Annotated in this window: 18 protein-coding genes; 13 read left to right on the forward strand and 5 right to left on the reverse strand. The window is 67.4% G+C overall.

Going from position 1 to position 15,875, the window contains the following annotated elements; translation table 11 throughout:
• Nucleotides 1–32: 32 nt before the first annotated feature.
• Both J2728_RS07245 and J2728_RS07250 read right to left on the reverse strand, forming a co-directional pair.
• On the reverse strand, nucleotides 33–815 hold the full coding sequence (locus tag J2728_RS07245; RefSeq protein WP_309997886.1) for an NAD kinase: 783 nt from the start codon (nucleotides 813–815) through the stop codon (nucleotides 33–35).
• Nucleotides 816–846: 31 nt separating this feature from the next.
• The gene (locus tag J2728_RS07250) at nucleotides 847–1,932 is read right to left on the reverse strand and encodes a DUF2336 domain-containing protein (RefSeq protein ID WP_309997888.1); all 1,086 of its coding nucleotides are present in this window, start codon (nucleotides 1,930–1,932) and stop codon (nucleotides 847–849) included.
• A 157-nt stretch (nucleotides 1,933–2,089) separates the two neighbouring features.
• On the opposite strand from J2728_RS07250, the gene glpK reads away from it, so the two are divergent.
• From glpK to J2728_RS07270, 4 genes are all read left to right on the forward strand, one after another.
• Entirely contained in the window at nucleotides 2,090–3,580 is a 1,491-nt protein-coding gene (gene glpK / locus J2728_RS07255; protein WP_309997891.1) for a glycerol kinase GlpK, read from the forward strand.
• A 70-nt stretch (nucleotides 3,581–3,650) separates the two neighbouring features.
• Entirely contained in the window at nucleotides 3,651–4,703 is a 1,053-nt protein-coding gene (locus tag J2728_RS07260) for an SMP-30/gluconolactonase/LRE family protein (protein WP_309997892.1), read from the forward strand.
• Complete coding sequence (locus tag J2728_RS07265) at nucleotides 4,601–5,800, forward strand: Gfo/Idh/MocA family protein (RefSeq protein WP_309999418.1); 1,200 nt, start codon at nucleotides 4,601–4,603, stop codon at nucleotides 5,798–5,800. Before J2728_RS07260 ends, J2728_RS07265 begins: the two co-directional genes overlap by 103 nt.
• On the forward strand, nucleotides 5,686–6,636 hold the full coding sequence (locus tag J2728_RS07270; RefSeq protein ID WP_309997893.1) for an alpha/beta hydrolase: 951 nt from the start codon (nucleotides 5,686–5,688) through the stop codon (nucleotides 6,634–6,636). Before J2728_RS07265 ends, J2728_RS07270 begins: the two co-directional genes overlap by 115 nt.
• A gap of 39 nt (nucleotides 6,637–6,675) precedes the next feature.
• Here the strand turns inward: J2728_RS07270 and J2728_RS07275 are convergent, their stop codons facing one another.
• Complete coding sequence (locus tag J2728_RS07275; protein WP_309997896.1) at nucleotides 6,676–7,353, reverse strand: uracil-DNA glycosylase; 678 nt, start codon at nucleotides 7,351–7,353, stop codon at nucleotides 6,676–6,678.
• 2 nt (nucleotides 7,354–7,355) lie between these two features.
• Nucleotides 7,356–7,952 carry a LabA-like NYN domain-containing protein gene (locus tag J2728_RS07280; protein WP_309997898.1) on the reverse strand — a complete coding sequence of 199 codons (597 nt, stop codon included), beginning with the start codon at nucleotides 7,950–7,952 and terminating at the stop codon, nucleotides 7,356–7,358.
• 48 nt (nucleotides 7,953–8,000) lie between these two features.
• On the opposite strand from J2728_RS07280, the gene folK reads away from it, so the two are divergent.
• The 4 genes from folK (at nucleotide 8,001) to J2728_RS07300 (ending at nucleotide 11,973) form a co-directional block, all read left to right on the forward strand.
• A complete protein-coding gene (gene folK / locus J2728_RS07285; protein ID WP_309999419.1) occupies nucleotides 8,001–8,489 on the forward strand; it encodes a 2-amino-4-hydroxy-6-hydroxymethyldihydropteridine diphosphokinase in 489 nt (162 codons plus the stop codon).
• A gap of 45 nt (nucleotides 8,490–8,534) precedes the next feature.
• Nucleotides 8,535–9,134 carry a YdeI/OmpD-associated family protein gene (locus J2728_RS07290; RefSeq protein WP_309997899.1) on the forward strand — a complete coding sequence of 200 codons (600 nt, stop codon included), beginning with the start codon at nucleotides 8,535–8,537 and terminating at the stop codon, nucleotides 9,132–9,134.
• A 143-nt stretch (nucleotides 9,135–9,277) separates the two neighbouring features.
• Nucleotides 9,278–9,637 carry a DNA-directed RNA polymerase subunit omega gene (gene rpoZ / locus J2728_RS07295; RefSeq protein ID WP_004619634.1) on the forward strand — a complete coding sequence of 120 codons (360 nt, stop codon included), beginning with the start codon at nucleotides 9,278–9,280 and terminating at the stop codon, nucleotides 9,635–9,637.
• Nucleotides 9,638–9,747: 110 nt separating this feature from the next.
• A complete protein-coding gene (locus tag J2728_RS07300) occupies nucleotides 9,748–11,973 on the forward strand; it encodes a RelA/SpoT family protein (protein WP_309997903.1) in 2,226 nt (741 codons plus the stop codon).
• Here J2728_RS07300 and J2728_RS07305 read toward each other — a convergent pair.
• Nucleotides 11,970–12,377, reverse strand: coding sequence for an NUDIX domain-containing protein (locus tag J2728_RS07305; RefSeq protein ID WP_309997905.1), 408 nt, complete (start codon nucleotides 12,375–12,377; stop codon nucleotides 11,970–11,972). The two genes, J2728_RS07300 and J2728_RS07305, sit on opposite strands and share 4 nt — an antisense overlap.
• 80 nt (nucleotides 12,378–12,457) lie before the next feature.
• Here J2728_RS07305 and pyrE point away from each other — a divergent pair, with 80 nt between their 5' ends.
• From pyrE to rnc, 5 genes are all read left to right on the forward strand, one after another.
• Nucleotides 12,458–13,042 (forward strand): orotate phosphoribosyltransferase, encoded by a 585-nt coding sequence (gene pyrE / locus J2728_RS07310; protein WP_309997907.1) that lies wholly within the window; start codon nucleotides 12,458–12,460, stop codon nucleotides 13,040–13,042.
• A gap of 5 nt (nucleotides 13,043–13,047) precedes the next feature.
• Nucleotides 13,048–13,803 (forward strand): pyridoxine 5'-phosphate synthase, encoded by a 756-nt coding sequence (locus tag J2728_RS07315; RefSeq protein WP_309997909.1) that lies wholly within the window; start codon nucleotides 13,048–13,050, stop codon nucleotides 13,801–13,803.
• Nucleotides 13,800–14,222 (forward strand): holo-ACP synthase, encoded by a 423-nt coding sequence (gene acpS, locus J2728_RS07320; RefSeq protein WP_309997911.1) that lies wholly within the window; start codon nucleotides 13,800–13,802, stop codon nucleotides 14,220–14,222. Before J2728_RS07315 ends, acpS begins: the two co-directional genes overlap by 4 nt.
• A gap of 101 nt (nucleotides 14,223–14,323) precedes the next feature.
• Nucleotides 14,324–15,166 carry a signal peptidase I gene (lepB, locus tag J2728_RS07325; RefSeq protein ID WP_309997913.1) on the forward strand — a complete coding sequence of 281 codons (843 nt, stop codon included), beginning with the start codon at nucleotides 14,324–14,326 and terminating at the stop codon, nucleotides 15,164–15,166.
• 9 nt (nucleotides 15,167–15,175) lie between these two features.
• Nucleotides 15,176–15,871 carry a ribonuclease III gene (gene rnc, locus J2728_RS07330; protein ID WP_309997915.1) on the forward strand — a complete coding sequence of 232 codons (696 nt, stop codon included), beginning with the start codon at nucleotides 15,176–15,178 and terminating at the stop codon, nucleotides 15,869–15,871.
• The last annotated feature ends 4 nt before the right edge of the window (nucleotides 15,872–15,875 follow it).

Consider the following 15,875-nt stretch of genomic DNA (forward strand, 5'->3'; position numbering starts at 1 on the left):
GTGAGACCGCACCTAACGTGCGACCCAACGTCTCAGGCCGAGAACTGCTCGGCCAGGACCCGTTCCTCCAGGCTCCGTCCCGCGTCGAACAGCATGGCCAGCGACGTGCCCCTGTCTTCGGAGATGTGCACCTCCATGACGTCCCGTACTTCGAAATTGTCGGCGACGGCGCTGACGGGCCGCTTGTCGGCCTCGAGGATTTCGAAGGTCACGCGGGCCGACTGCGGCAGCAGCGCGCCGCGCCAGCGACGGGGGCGAAAGGCGCTGATCGGCGTCAGGGCCAAAACGCGGCCGTCGATCGGAATGATCGGGCCGTGCGCCGAAAGATTGTAAGCCGTCGAGCCAGCCGGGGTCGCCAGCAGGGCCCCGTCGCAAACCAGCTCGCCCATCCGCACCTTGCCGTCGATCGAGATGCGCAGCTTGGCGGTCTGGCGGGTCTGGCGCAGCAGCGAGACCTCGTTGATCGCCAGGGCGCGATGCTGGGTCCGACGGGAGTCGATCGCCACCATGGCCAGCGGGTGGATGACGGCCCGTTCGGCGGCGTTGATCCGCTCCAGCAGGCCATCCTCGCTGTATTCGTTCATCAGGAAGCCGACCGAGCCTCGGTTCATGCCGTAGATCGGCGTCTGCGAGGCGATGGCCTCGTGCAGCGTCTCCAGCATGAAGCCGTCGCCGCCCAAGGCCACGATGACTTGGGCGTTGGCCTCTCCGACATCACCGTATCGCGCGGCGAGCCGTTCGCGCGCCTCCTGCGCCTCGGGTCGGTCGCTCGACTTGAAGGCCAGGCGAGTCACGAAAGGTTGCGGCTGGTACATGGCGCCAAGAGGCGGCAAGCCCGGGCGGTTGTCAAACCGCGCCGACGGCCTGTCGGAAGGCCATGCCGGCGATGTCCGGCGTGAACGGGCCGAAGGCGCTGCTGGCGCGTCGCAGACCCTCGTCGCCGCCGCCGGGACGGCCGCCATTCAGCTGGCGGACGTGCTCGAGGATGGTTGGAAAGACGCTGCGGTCGATGCCGACGGCCGAGCAGGCCAGGGCCAGAAGCTCGGGTTTGGCGCTGTCGATCGCGCGGCGGATCTGCGGCGGCTCGAAGTCCCCCAGACGCGCCAGGGCCATGATGAAAAGCTGCAGTCGTCCCTCGCGCAGGACCCGTAACAGGTAGCCAGGGCGTAGCTGACCCGCCGAGTCGAGCTTCTCGATCAACGAGCGCTCCATGTCCTCGCGATCCTCGTCCTGTTCGACGGGACCGATCTCGACTTCGCTCTCGCCACGATGGGCGGCGCGGAGGGCCTCGTCGAGCGCCCCCCGCATGCGGGCGGTGTCGAGATTAAAGCGGGTGGCCAGCGCCTCGCGCAGAGCGTGGCCAACCAGAACGTAGAGCTGCTCGGCCAGGTCGCTCGACATCCGGGGATGGCGCGCGAGCGGCGAACGCAGCGCGACCACATCCCGTGAGCGGTCGACAAGGCGTTGCATGGCCTGGTCGGAAATCTCGGCGGTCTCGTTGGCCGCCAGGGCCGTCAGGACGGCGGGCTCGTCGCGCTCGATGATCGCGTCGACCACCGGCGGCGACAAGCGGGGCCGGCGGGCGATCTCGATCTGGTGCTCCAGGGTCGCCTGGACCAGCAGGCGGACCAGGTCGTGATCGTTGAGGACCGGGCTGCGGGCGATGATCGGACGGGCGATCTCGATCTCGTCCAGGGCCATGATGTTGATCAGAGCCGACGGCGCCCAGTCGGCGTCCGCCAGCCGCTCCGACAGGCGATGCCGGATATCGCGCTCGGCCTCGACGACCAGGGTCATGAAGATCGAGTTGAGCAGGGCTTGGACGTCTGGATGGGTCGGCTCGCCCTTGGCGCGTCCCGCTTCGCAGAGATCGATGATCCCCGTGAGCAGGCGTTCGCGGTCACCCGGCTCGCGACTGCGAGCCAGCGTCATAAGCGTGGAGATCTCGACGGCTGAAATGGCCCGACTCCTCGAATCCGCAGGCGCTTCAAGGATGACCTTGCGGAGGCCAAATGAAAACATGCTTAAAGGCGATGTTTGGCGTCGGCGTGAATCGAGACCGACGGCCGCTTACGAGGGAGGACGCCGAATGGCGCAAGACCTGATCCTGGCTCTGGACCAGGGCACCACGAGCACGCGCGCCATTCTGTTCGATCGCGAGGGCCGGGCCTTGGCCGAGGCTTCGCGGCCGCTTCGCCAGGATTATCCTCACGATGGCTGGGTCGAGCATGACGCCGAGGAGATCTACGCCGCCTGCGTGGCGGTAATGCGCGAGGTGGTCGAGGCGTCGGGACGCGCGGAAGACATCGCCGCTATCGGCGTCACCAACCAGCGCGAAACGGTGGTGGTCTGGGATCGGCAGACGGGCCGACCGATTCATCCGGCGATCGTCTGGCAGGACCGACGCACCGCCGATGTCTGCGCCAAGCTCAAGGCCGAAGGCCGCGAAGCGCGCGTGGCCGAGGTCACGGGCCTGCTGCTCGATCCCTACTTCTCGGCCACGAAGATCGCCTGGCTCCTGGATCACGTCCCCGGCGCTCGCGCCCGGGCCGAAGCTGGCGAGCTGTTGTGCGGCACCATGGACTGCTGGGTGATCTGGCGGCTGACGGGCGGGGCGGTGCACGCCACCGACGCCACCAACGCGTCGCGCACGCTGCTGTTCGACATCGGCGCCCAAGACTGGTCCGACGAGATGCTGGCGCTGTTCAATGTGCCCGCGGCCTTGCTGCCCAAGGTTCTGGACTGTGTCGACGACTACGGGGTTCTCGATCACGAGGTCCTGGAGCGACCGGTTCCGATCCGAGGCGTGGCTGGCGACCAGCAGGCGGCGCTGATGGGGCAGGGATGCGTGTCGCCCGGCCTGATGAAGGCGACCTACGGCACGGGCTGCTTCATGCTGATCAACACCGGCGAGGAGAAATGCGTCTCGCGCTCGCGACTGCTGACCACCGTGGCGGCGCGGGTGAACGGCAAGACGACCTACGCGCTGGAGGGCTCGATCTTCGTGGCCGGCGCGGCGATCCAATGGCTGGGCGAGGGGCTGGGCGTCACCGGCGGGCCGCGCGGGGCGGAGGCCCTGGCGCGCGCCGCCAAGAGCGACCACGGCGTCGTGGTCGTGCCGGCCTTCACGGGTCTTGGCGCGCCCTGGTGGGACGCCGGCGCGCGGGGCGCGATCTTCGGCCTGACCCGCGACGCCGGTCTGCCGGAGATCGCCGCGGCGACCTACGACGCTTGCGCCCTGCAGAGCCGCGATCTGATCGAGGCGATGCGCGCCGACGCGCCCGGCGCCTTCGGCGAGGCGGCGCAGCTGCGCATCGACGGCGGCATGTCCAGGAGCGCCTGGTTCTCGCAGCGCCTGGCGGATCTGACGGGCGTCTCGGTGCGCCGGTCGAGCTATCAGGAAACCACGGCCCTGGGCGCGGCCCTGTTCGCCGGTGTTGGCGCGGGTGTCTACGCCAGCGTGGAGGAAGCCGCCGAGGTCAGCCCGGCGGCCGAAACGCTCAAGCCAACGCTGGAGGCGCACGAACGCGAGGCCGCCTATGCGCGTTGGCTCGATGCGGTGCCGCGCGTCAGGTCCTGATGTTTCGCCGTTGTCGCGACACCGCTGTCATGATTTCTAGGCGGCGAACCAAGAAGCGGAGACCGCCACCATGACGACCCGACGCGCCATGCTCGCCGCTGGAGCCGCCCTGATCGCCGGAGGACGATCGATGACCGCAGAAGCCGCGACCCGCGCTTTCCCCCCCATAGGCCGCATCCGGCGGCTGTCGCCGGAGCTGGACTCCGTCATCGCGCCAGACGCGGTGATCGAGCAACTGGCCGACGGCATGATCTGGTCCGAAGGGCCGGTGTGGATTCCCGACGGCGGGTACCTGCTGTTCTCGGACGTGCCCGGCAACGTGATGTACCGGTGGAGCGCGAAGGACGGAAAGAGCGTCTTCCTCCAGCCCTCGGGCTATGCTGGTACGCCCACCAAGGTCTTCCGCGAGCCGGGAACCAACGGCATGACCCTCTCCCTCACGGGCGAGCTCCTAGTCTGCGACCACGGCAACCGCGCGGTGTCGAAGGTCGATCTGAAGACCAAGGCCAAGACCGTCTTGGCCGACCGCTTCCAGGGCAAGCGCTTCAACAGTCCCAATGACCTAGTCGTCGCGCGGCTGGGCGACTTGAAGGGATCGATCTACTTCACCGATCCGCCCTACGGCTTGGAGGGGTTGGACGCCTCGCCGGTCAAGGAGTTGCCGTTCAATGGCGTCTATCTGCGCCGCCCGAACGGCGAGGTGGCGCTGGTCGATGACAAGCTGACCTTCCCGAACGGCGTGGCGCTCTCGCCGGACGAGAAGCGCCTGTACGTGGCGGTGTCCGACCCGAAGGGGCCGATCATCATGGCCTACGACCTTGGTCGCGATGGACTGCCGGTTTCCCGGAAGGTCTTCTTCGACGCCAGCGAATTGCAGAAGGCGGGCGGCCCCGGCTTGCCTGACGGGATGCGGGTGGACGCCCACGGGCGCCTGTTCGCGACCGGGCCGGGCGGGGTTCTGATCCTGTCGCCGGAAGCCAAGCTTCTGGGTGTGATCGAGACCGGTTTCCCGACCGCCAACTGCACGTTCGGCGAGGACGGCCACACGCTGTTCCTGACGTCCAATCACGTCCTGGCGCGGGTTCGCACCCTGACGTCGGGTCTCACGGGAGCGAAGCGATGAGCACGATCAGCAAGCGAACCTTCATCGCCTCCGGCCTCGCCGCCGCGGCCGCCGCGGGGCCGCTGGACGCCCTGGCCCGCCAGCCTGACCGCAAGCTGGGCTACGCGATCCTGGGTCTTGGCTATTACGCCACCAAGATCATCATGCCGCGCTTCGCCGAGTGCGAGCATTCCAAGCTCGTCGCGCTGGTCAGCGGCACGCCCGAGAAGCTCAAGACATTCGGCGAGCAGTACGGAATCCCCGAGAGCCATCGCTACAGCTATGAGACCTTCGACAAGATCGTCGACAACCCCGACGTCGACATCGTCTACGTCGTCACGCCCAACAGCCTGCACCGCACCTTCACCGAGCGCGCGGCCAAGGCGGGCAAGCACGTGATGTGCGAGAAGCCGATGGCAACATCGTCGGTTGATTGCGAGGCCATGATCGCCGCCTGCAAGAAGGCCGGCCGCAAGCTGATGATCGGCTATCGCAGCCGCTTCCAGGCGCACAACATCGAGGCCATCAAGCTGATCCGCGACGGTGCGATCGGCCCGGTGCGGCACATCTCGACCGATCACGGCTTCACGATCGGCGATCCCACGCAATGGCGCCTGAAGAAGGCGCTGTCGGGCGGCGGCAGCCTGATGGACATCGGCATCTATAGCCTGAACGCGGCTCGTTACCTGACCGGCGAAGAGCCGGTGGCCGTCAACGCCATGGAGTCCACGGACCGTTCGAACCCGCGCTTCAAGGAGGTGGAGGACATCATCAACTTCCAGCTTCTGTTCCCATCGGGCGCCACGGCTCAGTGCGGTTCGGCCTATACCGCTAACTTCAATCGCTATCGGGTCTCGGGGCCGAAGGGCTTTATCGAGCTCGACCCGGCCACCAGCTATCAGGGCCAGGCGATGCGGACGGCGTTGAGCGGGCCGCCCACGCCCCGCGAGCCGGCGCCGCAGCCGAAGAACCAGTTCTCGGCGCAGTTGGACCACCTCTCCGAGTGCATCCTGACGAACCGCGAGCCGATCGTCGGAGGCGAGGAGGGGCTGAAGGACGTGCGTGTGATCGAGGCCATCTACCGCGCCGCTCGCGAGGGCCGGACGGTCAAGCTGTGAGGGGGCTGCTCCTGGCCGCCGCGCTGCTGGCGCCAGGCGCGGCCCTGGCCCAGCAGCAGATCCCGCTATGGCCCAACGGCGCGCCGGGTTTCGAGAGCCGCAAGGACATTCCCGAGGTCCCCGGCGACTACTGGCTCAGGAGCATCAACAACCCGTCGGTGACCGTCTATTTGCCGCCCAAGGAGAGCGCCACCGGCGCGGCGCTGGTCGTGCTGCCCGGCGGCGGCCACAGGATCCTGGTGATCCGCTCGGAAGGCACCGACGTCGCCAAGGTGATGAACCCCGCCGGCGTGGCGGTCTTCATCGTCAAGTACCGGCTGTTCCGCGAAGAGGGTTCGCCCTACACGATCGAGCATGCTCGTCAGGACGCGGTGCGCGGCGTGCGTTGGGTTCGCGCCCACGCCGCCGAATACGGGGTCGATCCCAAGCGGATCGGCCTGATGGGCTTCTCTGCCGGCGGAGAGACGGCGAACCTCGAAATCTACGAGGGCGCGAAGGCGGGCGATCCAAAGATCGATGCGATCGACAACGTCAGCGCTCGGCCGGACTTCCAGGTGCTGGTCTATCCGGGCCCGCTGGGCGTGCCGGATAAGGTGCCGGCCGAGGCACCGCCCGCCTTCATGGTCGCCGCCAACGACGACGAATGCTGCTCGGCGCCGCTGGTCGATCTGCTGCCCAAGTTCCGCGCCGCCAAGGTCCCGGTCGAGCTGCACCTGTTCCAGGCCGGCGGCCACGCCTTCAATATGGGCCTGCGCAAGGAGCAGGCCTCGTTCAAGCATTGGCCCAACCTGCTGATCGACTGGCTGAACGACAACGGCTGGATGAAGCCACGCTAGAGCCTGCCCGGGCAGGCTCTATCTCTTCAGTCTGGCGCGCTAGGCGGTCTCGTCCAGATAAGCCTTCACCCGCGCGAATAGCTCCTCGAACATCGGTGTCGTCAGGCGACCGGTGTTCGTGTTGAGTCGCGAGCAGTGATAGCTGTTGAAAATGCGGTAGGGGCCCGCCTGGAACTCCGAGCCGTGACCCGGAACGCCAGCCGAGGCCTTCAGGCCCAGCGCCTTCAGCACATTTCGCCGCGAGACGTCGCCCAGGGTGACGATGGCCTTCAGGTTTGGGAACATTTCCAGCCGCGTCGTCAGGAACGGGCGGCAGTTGTTCTCCTCCGAGGTCTCGGGCTTGTTGCCGGGCGGCGCGCAGCGGACGGCGTTGGTGACCGCGCTGCCGACCAGCTTCAGCGAGTCATCCGGCCGCGCCTCGAACTTGCCGGTCGCGAAGCCGAACTTGATCAGGGTGTCGTAGAGCAGGGTCCCGGCGTAGTCGCCCGTGAACGGCCGGCCCGTGCGGTTGGCGCCCTTGCGACCAGGCGCCAGGCCCACGACCAGCAGCCGGGCGTCCTTGTCGCCGAACGAGGGGGCGGGGCCGTTGAACCAGTCCGGATAGAGGTCCTGGTTTTCGCGGCGATAGGCGACGAGACGAGGGCATAGCGGACAGTCGCGCGCCGGTTCGGCCGGGTTGGGAACGACCTCGCCAAGGATGTTCGAAACCTGGGCCATGCCTAGTACTCGTCCTCGGCCTCGCGCTCGGCGGGCGTGCGGTTGTCCGAAGTCTGGCGCGGCGGCGTCCGCTGGGGGCGGCCGATGATACCGCCCAGGTCGGCGAGGTCGACGAAGTTGTCGGCCTGGCGGCGCAGGTCGTCGCTGGTCATCGGCGGCTGGCTCTTCATGGTCGAGACCACCGTGACGCGGCGGCCCTTGCGCTGGACGGCCTCGACCAGGGCGCGGAAGTCGCCGTCGCCCGAGAACAGCACCAGATGGTCGGCGGTTTCCGCCATCTGCAGCATGTCGACGGCGATCTCGATGTCCATGTCGCCGCGCCAGCGCTTGCGACCCTGGCTGTCGGTGAACTCTCGCGCCGGCTTCGTCACCAGGGTGAAGCCGTTGTAGTCCAGCCAGTCCACCAGCGGGCGGATCGGCGAATAGTCGTCGTTCTCGGCGATGGCGGTGTAGTAATAGGCCCGGATCAGGACGCCGCGCTTTTTGAACTCGTCGAGCAGCTTGCGGTAGTCGATGTCGAAGCCCAGCGCCTTGGCGGCGGAATAGAGATTAGCCCCGTCGATGAACAGGGCGATGCGGTCGGTCGGATAGAAGGTCACGGTAGTTCCTTGAAAAATCAGGTCGCTGAAAATGACTTGGACGAGGCCGTGATCGTGGCGCTCGGCTGCAATCTGGCGGGAGCCTATACGAGTCGCGAGGCCTTGTTGGAAGCCGCCCTTGTCGCTTTGCCGCGGGAGGGGCTGGACCTTGTCGCGGTCTCGAACTGGTGGCGCTCGGCCGCCTGGCCGGACCCGGCGGGCCCTGAGTACTTGAACGGCGTCGCTATCGTCAGGACGGCCCTATCGCCCCGGGAAGTCCTGGCGGCCTTGCACCGGCTCGAGGCGCGGTTCGGGCGGGCGAGGGGGGAGGCCAACGCGGCCCGCACCCTGGACTTGGACTTGATCGCCTACGGTCGCGCGGTGTTGGATGATGACTTGGTCGTGCCGCATCCGCGCGCCCACGAGCGGCTGTTCGTCATGGGGCCGTTGGCCGAGGTCGCCTCGGCCTGGACACATCCGGTCACCGGCGAGCCGGTGACCCACCTAGCGGCGACGGCCACGATCGGGCGCGATGCGCGGCCTGCCGCCACGGCCTGACCTCGGGTCTGGTAGGGCGGGTCGGGACATCCTGGAGAACGCACCATGGCCGCCATCGAGGTCAATCCGGCGCATGTCCGCGAATTCGTGGACGCCGACGCCTTTTACGACTGGCTGTCGCGGCATCACGACCGCCAGGCCGAGGTGTGGATCAAGATCCACAAACTGTCCTCGGGCCTGCCCTCGATCACGCCTGTCCAGGCGATCGACGTGGTGCTGTGCTGGGGCTGGATCGACGGCGTGAAGAAGAGTTTCGACGCGCGCAGCTATCTGCAGCGCTACACGCCGCGCGCCAAGAAGAGCATCTGGAGCCAGATCAACGTCGACAACGTCGCCCGCCTGATCGCCGAGGGGCGCATGACATCGCATGGCTTACGCGAGGTCGAGGCGGCCAAGGCCGACGGCCGTTGGGGTCGAGCCTATGGCAGCGGAAAGAGCCTGAAGATCCCCGACGATCTTCAGGCGGCGATCGACGCCAGTCCCGCGGCGCGCGCCATGCTGGGGCGCCTGACCGAGCAGAACCGCTTCGCCCTGGCGTTTCGCACCCACAACATGAAGACCCCCGCTGGCCGTAGGAAGAAGATCGAGAGTTTCGTGGCCATGCTGGAGCGAGGCGAAACGATCTATCCTCAGAAGTCGCGCTGAGTCCGCCACGCACGGCGACGCTGGACATTGACCCCCGAAGCGGGCATAAGCGCCCGCTCGCAAAAGCTGATGATCGTGCGCGGCGTTGCGCGTCGCCGCACGGAAGCCTATTTTGCGCTAGATAACCGCAGCCCGAGGAACTCATGGCCCGCGTCACCGTCGAAGATTGCGTCGAGAAGGTTCCGAACCGCTTCGCGCTCGTCCTGCTGTCGGCGCACCGCGCCCGTGGCATCTCGGCCGGCGCGGCCCTCATGGTCGACCGCGACAACGACAAGAACCCGGTCGTGGCCCTACGCGAAATCGCCGACGACGTGATCGATCACGAGGGGCTCAAGGAGCACCTGATCACGACGCTGCAACGCGTCGACGAGCACACCGAGGCCGAGGAAGAGGCCGAAACCCTGGCCCTGCTGGCTGATCCGAGCCACATGCAGATGAGCGAGCTGGAACTGGTCCGCGCTCTGCAAAGCGACCGCGATGGCGGCCAGGAGGAGCGGTACTGAGCCCCGAAGGCGCAGACCCTCTAACCCTGGAAGCGGTCGCTAACGCCGCTTCATCTCAACGCGCGCCGGATTCCGCTCCAGTTGGGGCCGAATCGGGCGCGTCGTCGTCCGTGGCTCCCGCCGAGCCCGCGCCAGCGCCGGTCGCTCCGGCCAAGCCGCGCCCCAAGTTCCTTCGCCAGTACGAGCTGATCGAACGGGTCCATGCCTACGACCCGACGGCCAACGAGGCGCTGCTGAACCGCGCCTATGTCTACGCCATGCGGATGCACGGTTCGCAGACCCGGGCCAGCGGCGACCCCTATTATGCCCACCCGATCGAAGTGGCGGGCATCCTCACTGAATACCGGCTCGACACGGCGACCATCGTCACGGCGCTGCTGCACGACGTGATCGAGGACACCCCGGTCACCAAGGAGGAGATCGCCCAGCTGTTCGGCGAGGAGATCGCCGAGCTGGTCGAGGGCGTCACCAAGCTGTCCAAGCTGGAGCTCCAGGCCGAGCACACGCGCCAGGCCGAGAACCTGCGCAAGTTCATCCTGGCGATCTCGAAGGACGTCCGCGTCCTGCTGGTCAAGCTGGCCGACCGTCTGCACAACATGCGGACGCTGCACTTCATCAAGAACCAGGCCAAGCGCGAGCGCATCGCCCGCGAGACGCGCGACATCTACGCGCCGCTGGCTCGCAACATCGGCTGTCATCGCATCTGCGTGGAGCTGGAGGAGCTGTCCTTCCAGCACACCAACCCCGTCGCGCGCGACGCCATCCTGCGCCGCCTGGACGCCTTGCGCGAAGAACAGGGCGGGGCCGTAGCCCTGGTCAGCCAGGAAATCGCGGCGCGCCTGGAGTCGGCCAATCTGCCGTCCCGCGTCTTCGGCCGAGAGAAGTCGCCCTATTCGATCTGGCGAAAGCTGCAGCGCAAGTCGATCGGCTTCTCGCAGATGTCGGACATCTACGCCTTCCGCGTGATCGTCGACAGCGAGGAGGACTGCTACCGGGCGCTGGGCGTGGTGCACCGAGCTTGGTCAAGCGTGCCGGACCGGTTCAAGGACTACATCTCGACGCCGAAGCGGAACAACTACCGCTCGCTGCACACGACCGTCGTCGGACCGCGCGGCATGCGCATCGAGATGCAGATCCGCACCGAGGCCATGGACCGCGTCAACGAAGAGGGCGTCGCTGCCCACTTCCGCTACAAGGACGCCTCGTACGGCCTCGACCTGGAAGGCATGGAGGCCGCCGGCGGCCGCGATCCGCTGGCCAACCTGCGCCAGCTGGTCCAGGTTCTGGAGCATGGCGGCGACAGCGAAGAGCTGGTCGAGCACGCCAAGCTCGAGATGTTCCTCGACCAGGTGTTCGTGTTCACGCCCAAGGGCAAGCTGGTCAGCCTGCCGCGCGGGGCCATGCCGCTGGACTTCGCCTACGCGGTCCACACCGACGTTGGCGACACCTGCATCGGCGTGAAGATCAACGGCGAGCTGAAGCCTCTGCGCACCCCGCTGGTCAATGGCGACGTGGTCGAGGTGGTGCGCGGCTCCAAGCCCGTGGTGCCGCCGGATTGGCGCTCGCTGACGGTGACCGGCCGGGCCCGCTCGGCCATCCGCCGTCATATTCGCCAGACCGAGAAGGAAGAGTTCCTGCGCCTGGGCAAGGCCTTGCTGGAGCAGGTCTTTGAACGCGCCGGCAAGAAGCTGAGGGACGTCTCGCTACGTCCGATCCTGGAGCGCTTCGCCCTGGATGGCGACGAGGCGCTGTTCGACGCGGTCGGTCGCGGACGGGTCTCGCCCAGCCAGGTGCTGGAGACCGCCTATCCAGGCATGAAGGACGCGGATCGCGAGGCGGCCACCGCGCGTCGGAAGATCGAGGGTGGCAAGGACGCGACGCTGTATGTCGGCGGCGGCGGACTGACCCCCGGCGTCTCGTTGCACTTCGCCCATTGCTGTAGCCCCGTGCCCGGCGACCGGATCGTGGGCATCCTGCGCGAGGACGGCGAGGGGCTGGACGTCCACACGATCGATTGCCCGCGCCTGGCCGAGTTCGAGGACCGCGAGGAGCTTTGGCGCGACCTGAACTGGACGCCGGAAGCCGAGCGCTCGACGATCTCGATGACCCGGCTGCACGCCACGATCCAGAACGCGCCGGGCGTCCTGGGTCAGGTCTGCACGATCATCGGGGAGGCTGGCGGCAACATCGTCAACCTGCGCATGCACCACCGGCAGAGCGACTTCTTCGACACCGATATCGATGTCGAGGTGCGCGACGCCAAGCACCTGACCAACATCCAGGCCGCTTTGCGGGCCTGCCCCTCGGTCGAGACCGTGGATCGGACGCGCGGCTAGGCTTTCCGCAGAGCCGCCACTGCGTCGAGACCGCCCGCCGTCATTGGCGAGGGCAGGGCGTCCAGAGCGAACCACCCCCATTCGTGGATGGCGTGCGCTTCTTGGATCACGGGCTGGCCTTCCCAGCTTTCAACCGCATAGGTGATCGCCACCCAGTGGTAGTCTGGCGCGACCATGTCGGTGACCGCCAACACACGACCAGTCTTGACGACGATCCCGAGCTCTTCGTTGGTCTCGCGCTCGGCGCAGACATGGGCGGCCTCGCCCCAGTCGAGCTTGCCGCCTGGGACGCCCCAGTGATCGGCTTCTGGGTTCTTGACCCGCCTGACCAGCAAGAGACGGCCCTGTTCATCGAGGATGGCCGCGCCGCAGCCGACGCGTGGGCGTTGGATATCTTCGCTCATGGGGGCGGTAGAGCGCGAAACGGCGCCGTCAGGCAAGCCGGCGTTTGTAGACTCGGCGCGGTGGTCTATATCCACGGCTCATGACCAACGACGACGTCCTCGACGAATTCCGCGCCGCCGGCGCCCTGCGCGAAGGCCACTTCGTGCTGTCCAGCGGCCTCCATAGCCCGGTCTTCCTGCAGAAGAACCTGGTGTTCATGCGGCCAGAGCGCTGCGAACGGCTCTGCAAGGCCTTGGCCCAGAAGATCATCGCCACCGTCGGCCAGGTCGACGTCGCGGTGTCGCCGGCCGTTGGCGGCATCATCCCCGGCTACGAGACCGCCCGTCACCTGAACGTGCCGTCGATCTATGTCGAGCGCGAGGGGGGCGGCTTCAAGTTCCGCCGCAGCTTCCACCTGGAGCCCGGTCAGAAGGTCGTGATGGTCGAGGACATCGTCACCACCGGCCTGTCGTCGCGCGAGTGCATCCAGGCGATCAAGGACGCCGGCGGCGACGTCGTGGCCGCCGCCTGCATCGTCGACCGCTCGGGCGGCAAGGCCGATGTCGGCGTGCCGCTGATCGCGCTGGCCAGCCTCGAGGTCCCGGCCTATCCGGCCGACGCGCTGCCGCCGGAGCTGGCCGCGATCCCGATCGAGGACCCCGGCAGCCGCCGGCTGAAAGGCTGATCGTCATGCTGCGTCTGGGCGTCAACATCGACCACGTGGCGACGATCCGGAACGCCCGCGGCTCCTACTATCCCGAACCGGTCCGCGCGGCCGAGCTGGCGCTCGCCGCCGGCGCCGACGGCATCACCGCGCACCTGCGTGAAGACCGCCGCCACATCAGCGACGCCGACATCGCGGTGCTCACGGACCTTTGCCACAAGCGCGGCAAGCCGTTGAACTTCGAGATGGCCGTCACCGACGAAATGGTCGGCATCGCGATCGGGGCCAAGCCGCACGCCGCCTGCCTGGTGCCCGAGCGTCGCGAGGAGGTCACCACCGAAGGCGGTCTAGACGTGATCAAGGGTCAGGCCCGGATCGCCGCCGCCACGGCGAGGCTCCGCACCGTAGGCGCCCGCGTTTCGCTGTTTATCGAGCCAGACCCCGAGCAGATCCGCGCCTCGGTCGCGGCCGGCGCTCAGGTCGTCGAATTGCACACCGGCGCGTATTGCGACGCCGCCCGCGCGGGCGAAACCGAACGCGCCGAGGCGATCCTTCAGCGCCTCAAGACCGGCGCCGCCCTGGCGGTCGATCTGGGCCTCGAGGTCCATGCGGGGCACGGCATCGACTACGCCACGGTCAAGCCGATCGCCGCGATCCCGCAGATCGCCGAGCTGAACATCGGCCACTTCCTGATCGGCGAGGCGATCTTCGTCGGCTTACCCCAGGCGATCCAGCGCATGCGCGCCCTGATGGACGCCGCGCGGGTGGAGTTGGAAGCGTGATCATCGGGATCGGCTCGGACCTGTGCGACATCCGCCGGATCGAGAAGTCCCTTGAGCGCTTCGGCGATCGCTTCACGAACAAGGTCTTCACCGAGATCGAGCGCAGGCGGTCCGAACGCAAGCCCGATCGCGCCTCCAGTTACGCCAAACGTTTCGCGGCGAAGGAAGCTTGCTCCAAGGCGCTCGGCACGGGCCTGAAGCGCGGCGTGCACCTGGCCGGAATGGGCGTGGTCAACCTACCCTCGGGCAAGCCGACCATGGCTCTGACCGGCGGCGCGATGGAGCGTCTGAAGGAAATGACGCCCCCTGGCATGGAGGCGGTGATCCACCTCTCCTTGACCGACGACCACCCCTACGCCCAGGCCTTTGTGATCATTGAGGCGCTGCCAGCGGGACGGTCGGTCCAACCTTCGCCTTAAACGGCGGCTACCGCGCGGCACTTGCCCGTCGCGGCAACCCCGTCTAGCAAAGCCACATCCGGTTCGCCCGGACCGTCCTTTTCGAAGAGCTCAGCGCCCGCATGACCGACGTCGCCGACACGCCACCGCCCGGAGAGAAGGGCGCCGTCGCCGAGCTCATCGAGATCATCAAGACCGTCGCCTACGCCCTGGGCATCGCGCTGGTGCTGCGCGTCCTGCTGTTCCAGCCGTTCACGATCCCGTCGGCCTCGATGGAGCCGAACCTCTATCAGGGCGACTACATCATCGTGTCGAAGTTCAGCTATGGCTGGAGCCGCCACTCGATCCCGTTCAGCCCGCCGATCATCAAGGGTCGGATCTTCAATCACGCGCCGACGCGTGGCGACATCGTCGTCTTCAAGCTGCCGCGTGACAACCGCACCGACTACATCAAGCGCCTGATCGGCATGCCGGGCGACAAGATCCAAATTCGTGGCGGGGCCGTCTTCATCAACGGCAAGGAACTGCCTCGAAAGCCCTTGGCGCCGGCCCTGGTCGACACCGGCTATGGCTTCACCCAGCAGGTCCAGCGCTTCGAGGAGACCAATCCCGAGGGCCGCCAGTACAAGACCCAGGACTTCGGCCCCGACAGCCGCGGCGACAACACCGGCGTCTATACCGTTCCCGCCGGTTGCTACTTCTTCATGGGCGACAATCGCGACAACTCGGCCGACAGCCGCTTCGATCCGGGCGTTTCCCCGTTCAAGACCAGCGCCTGCAAGTGGGACTACGAGCTGGACCAGTACATCGGCGACGAGGTCGGCGTCGGCTTCGTCCCGGAAGAGAACCTGGTCGGCCGCGCCCAGATCATCCTTTTGTCCTGGAACGCCCAAGCCAGCCTGTTCAAGCCCTGGACCTGGTTCCTGGACGCGCGTCCCAGCCGCTTCTTCCACGTCCTGAAGTGATCTCGGCTCATGGATAGGCGCGCCGCCGCCGTCGGCGACCTGGAACGCCGGATCGGCCACCAGTTCGAAGACCGCGAACTTCTCGAGCGCGCCCTGACCCACGCCAGCGTCGGCGATGGGGCCAAGAAGGTTCGCGACAACGAGGTGCTGGAGTTCATCGGCGACCGCGTGCTGGGTCTGCTGGCCGCCGAGGCGCTGGCCCAGCGGTTCCCGAAGGCCAAGGAAGGCGAACTCGCGCCGCGCCTGAACGCCCTGGTCAGCCGGGAAACCTGCGCCCGCGTGGCGCGCGCGGCCGAGTTGGGTCCGGCGCTGCGGCTTTCGGCCTCGTCCAGCAAGATTGGCGGGCGCGAGACGGAGTCGATCCTGGCCGGCGCGACCGAGGCCTTGATGGCGGCGCTCTACCAGGATGGTGGGCTCGACGCGGCGCGGCGGGTGTTTCTAAGCCTCTGGGCCGAGGAGTTCGATCGAGCGGGCGAGGGGCGTCCGCGCGATCCCAAGACCGCGCTGCAGGAATGGGCGCAGGGCAAGGGGCGTCCGCTGCCGACCTACCGTGTCCTGGATCGTACGGGTCCCGACCATGCGCCGGTCTTCACCGTCGAGGTCGTGGTCTCGGGCGTCGATCCGGCCATCGCCAAGGGCAAGTCTCGCCAAGAGGCCGAGAAGGCCGCCGCCAAGACCTTGCTGGAGCGCGAACAGGCGGGCTGACGTC

Origin of the sequence: Caulobacter segnis, assembly GCF_031454995.1 — a bacterium.
Lineage (GTDB): Bacteria > Pseudomonadota > Alphaproteobacteria > Caulobacterales > Caulobacteraceae > Caulobacter > Caulobacter segnis_E.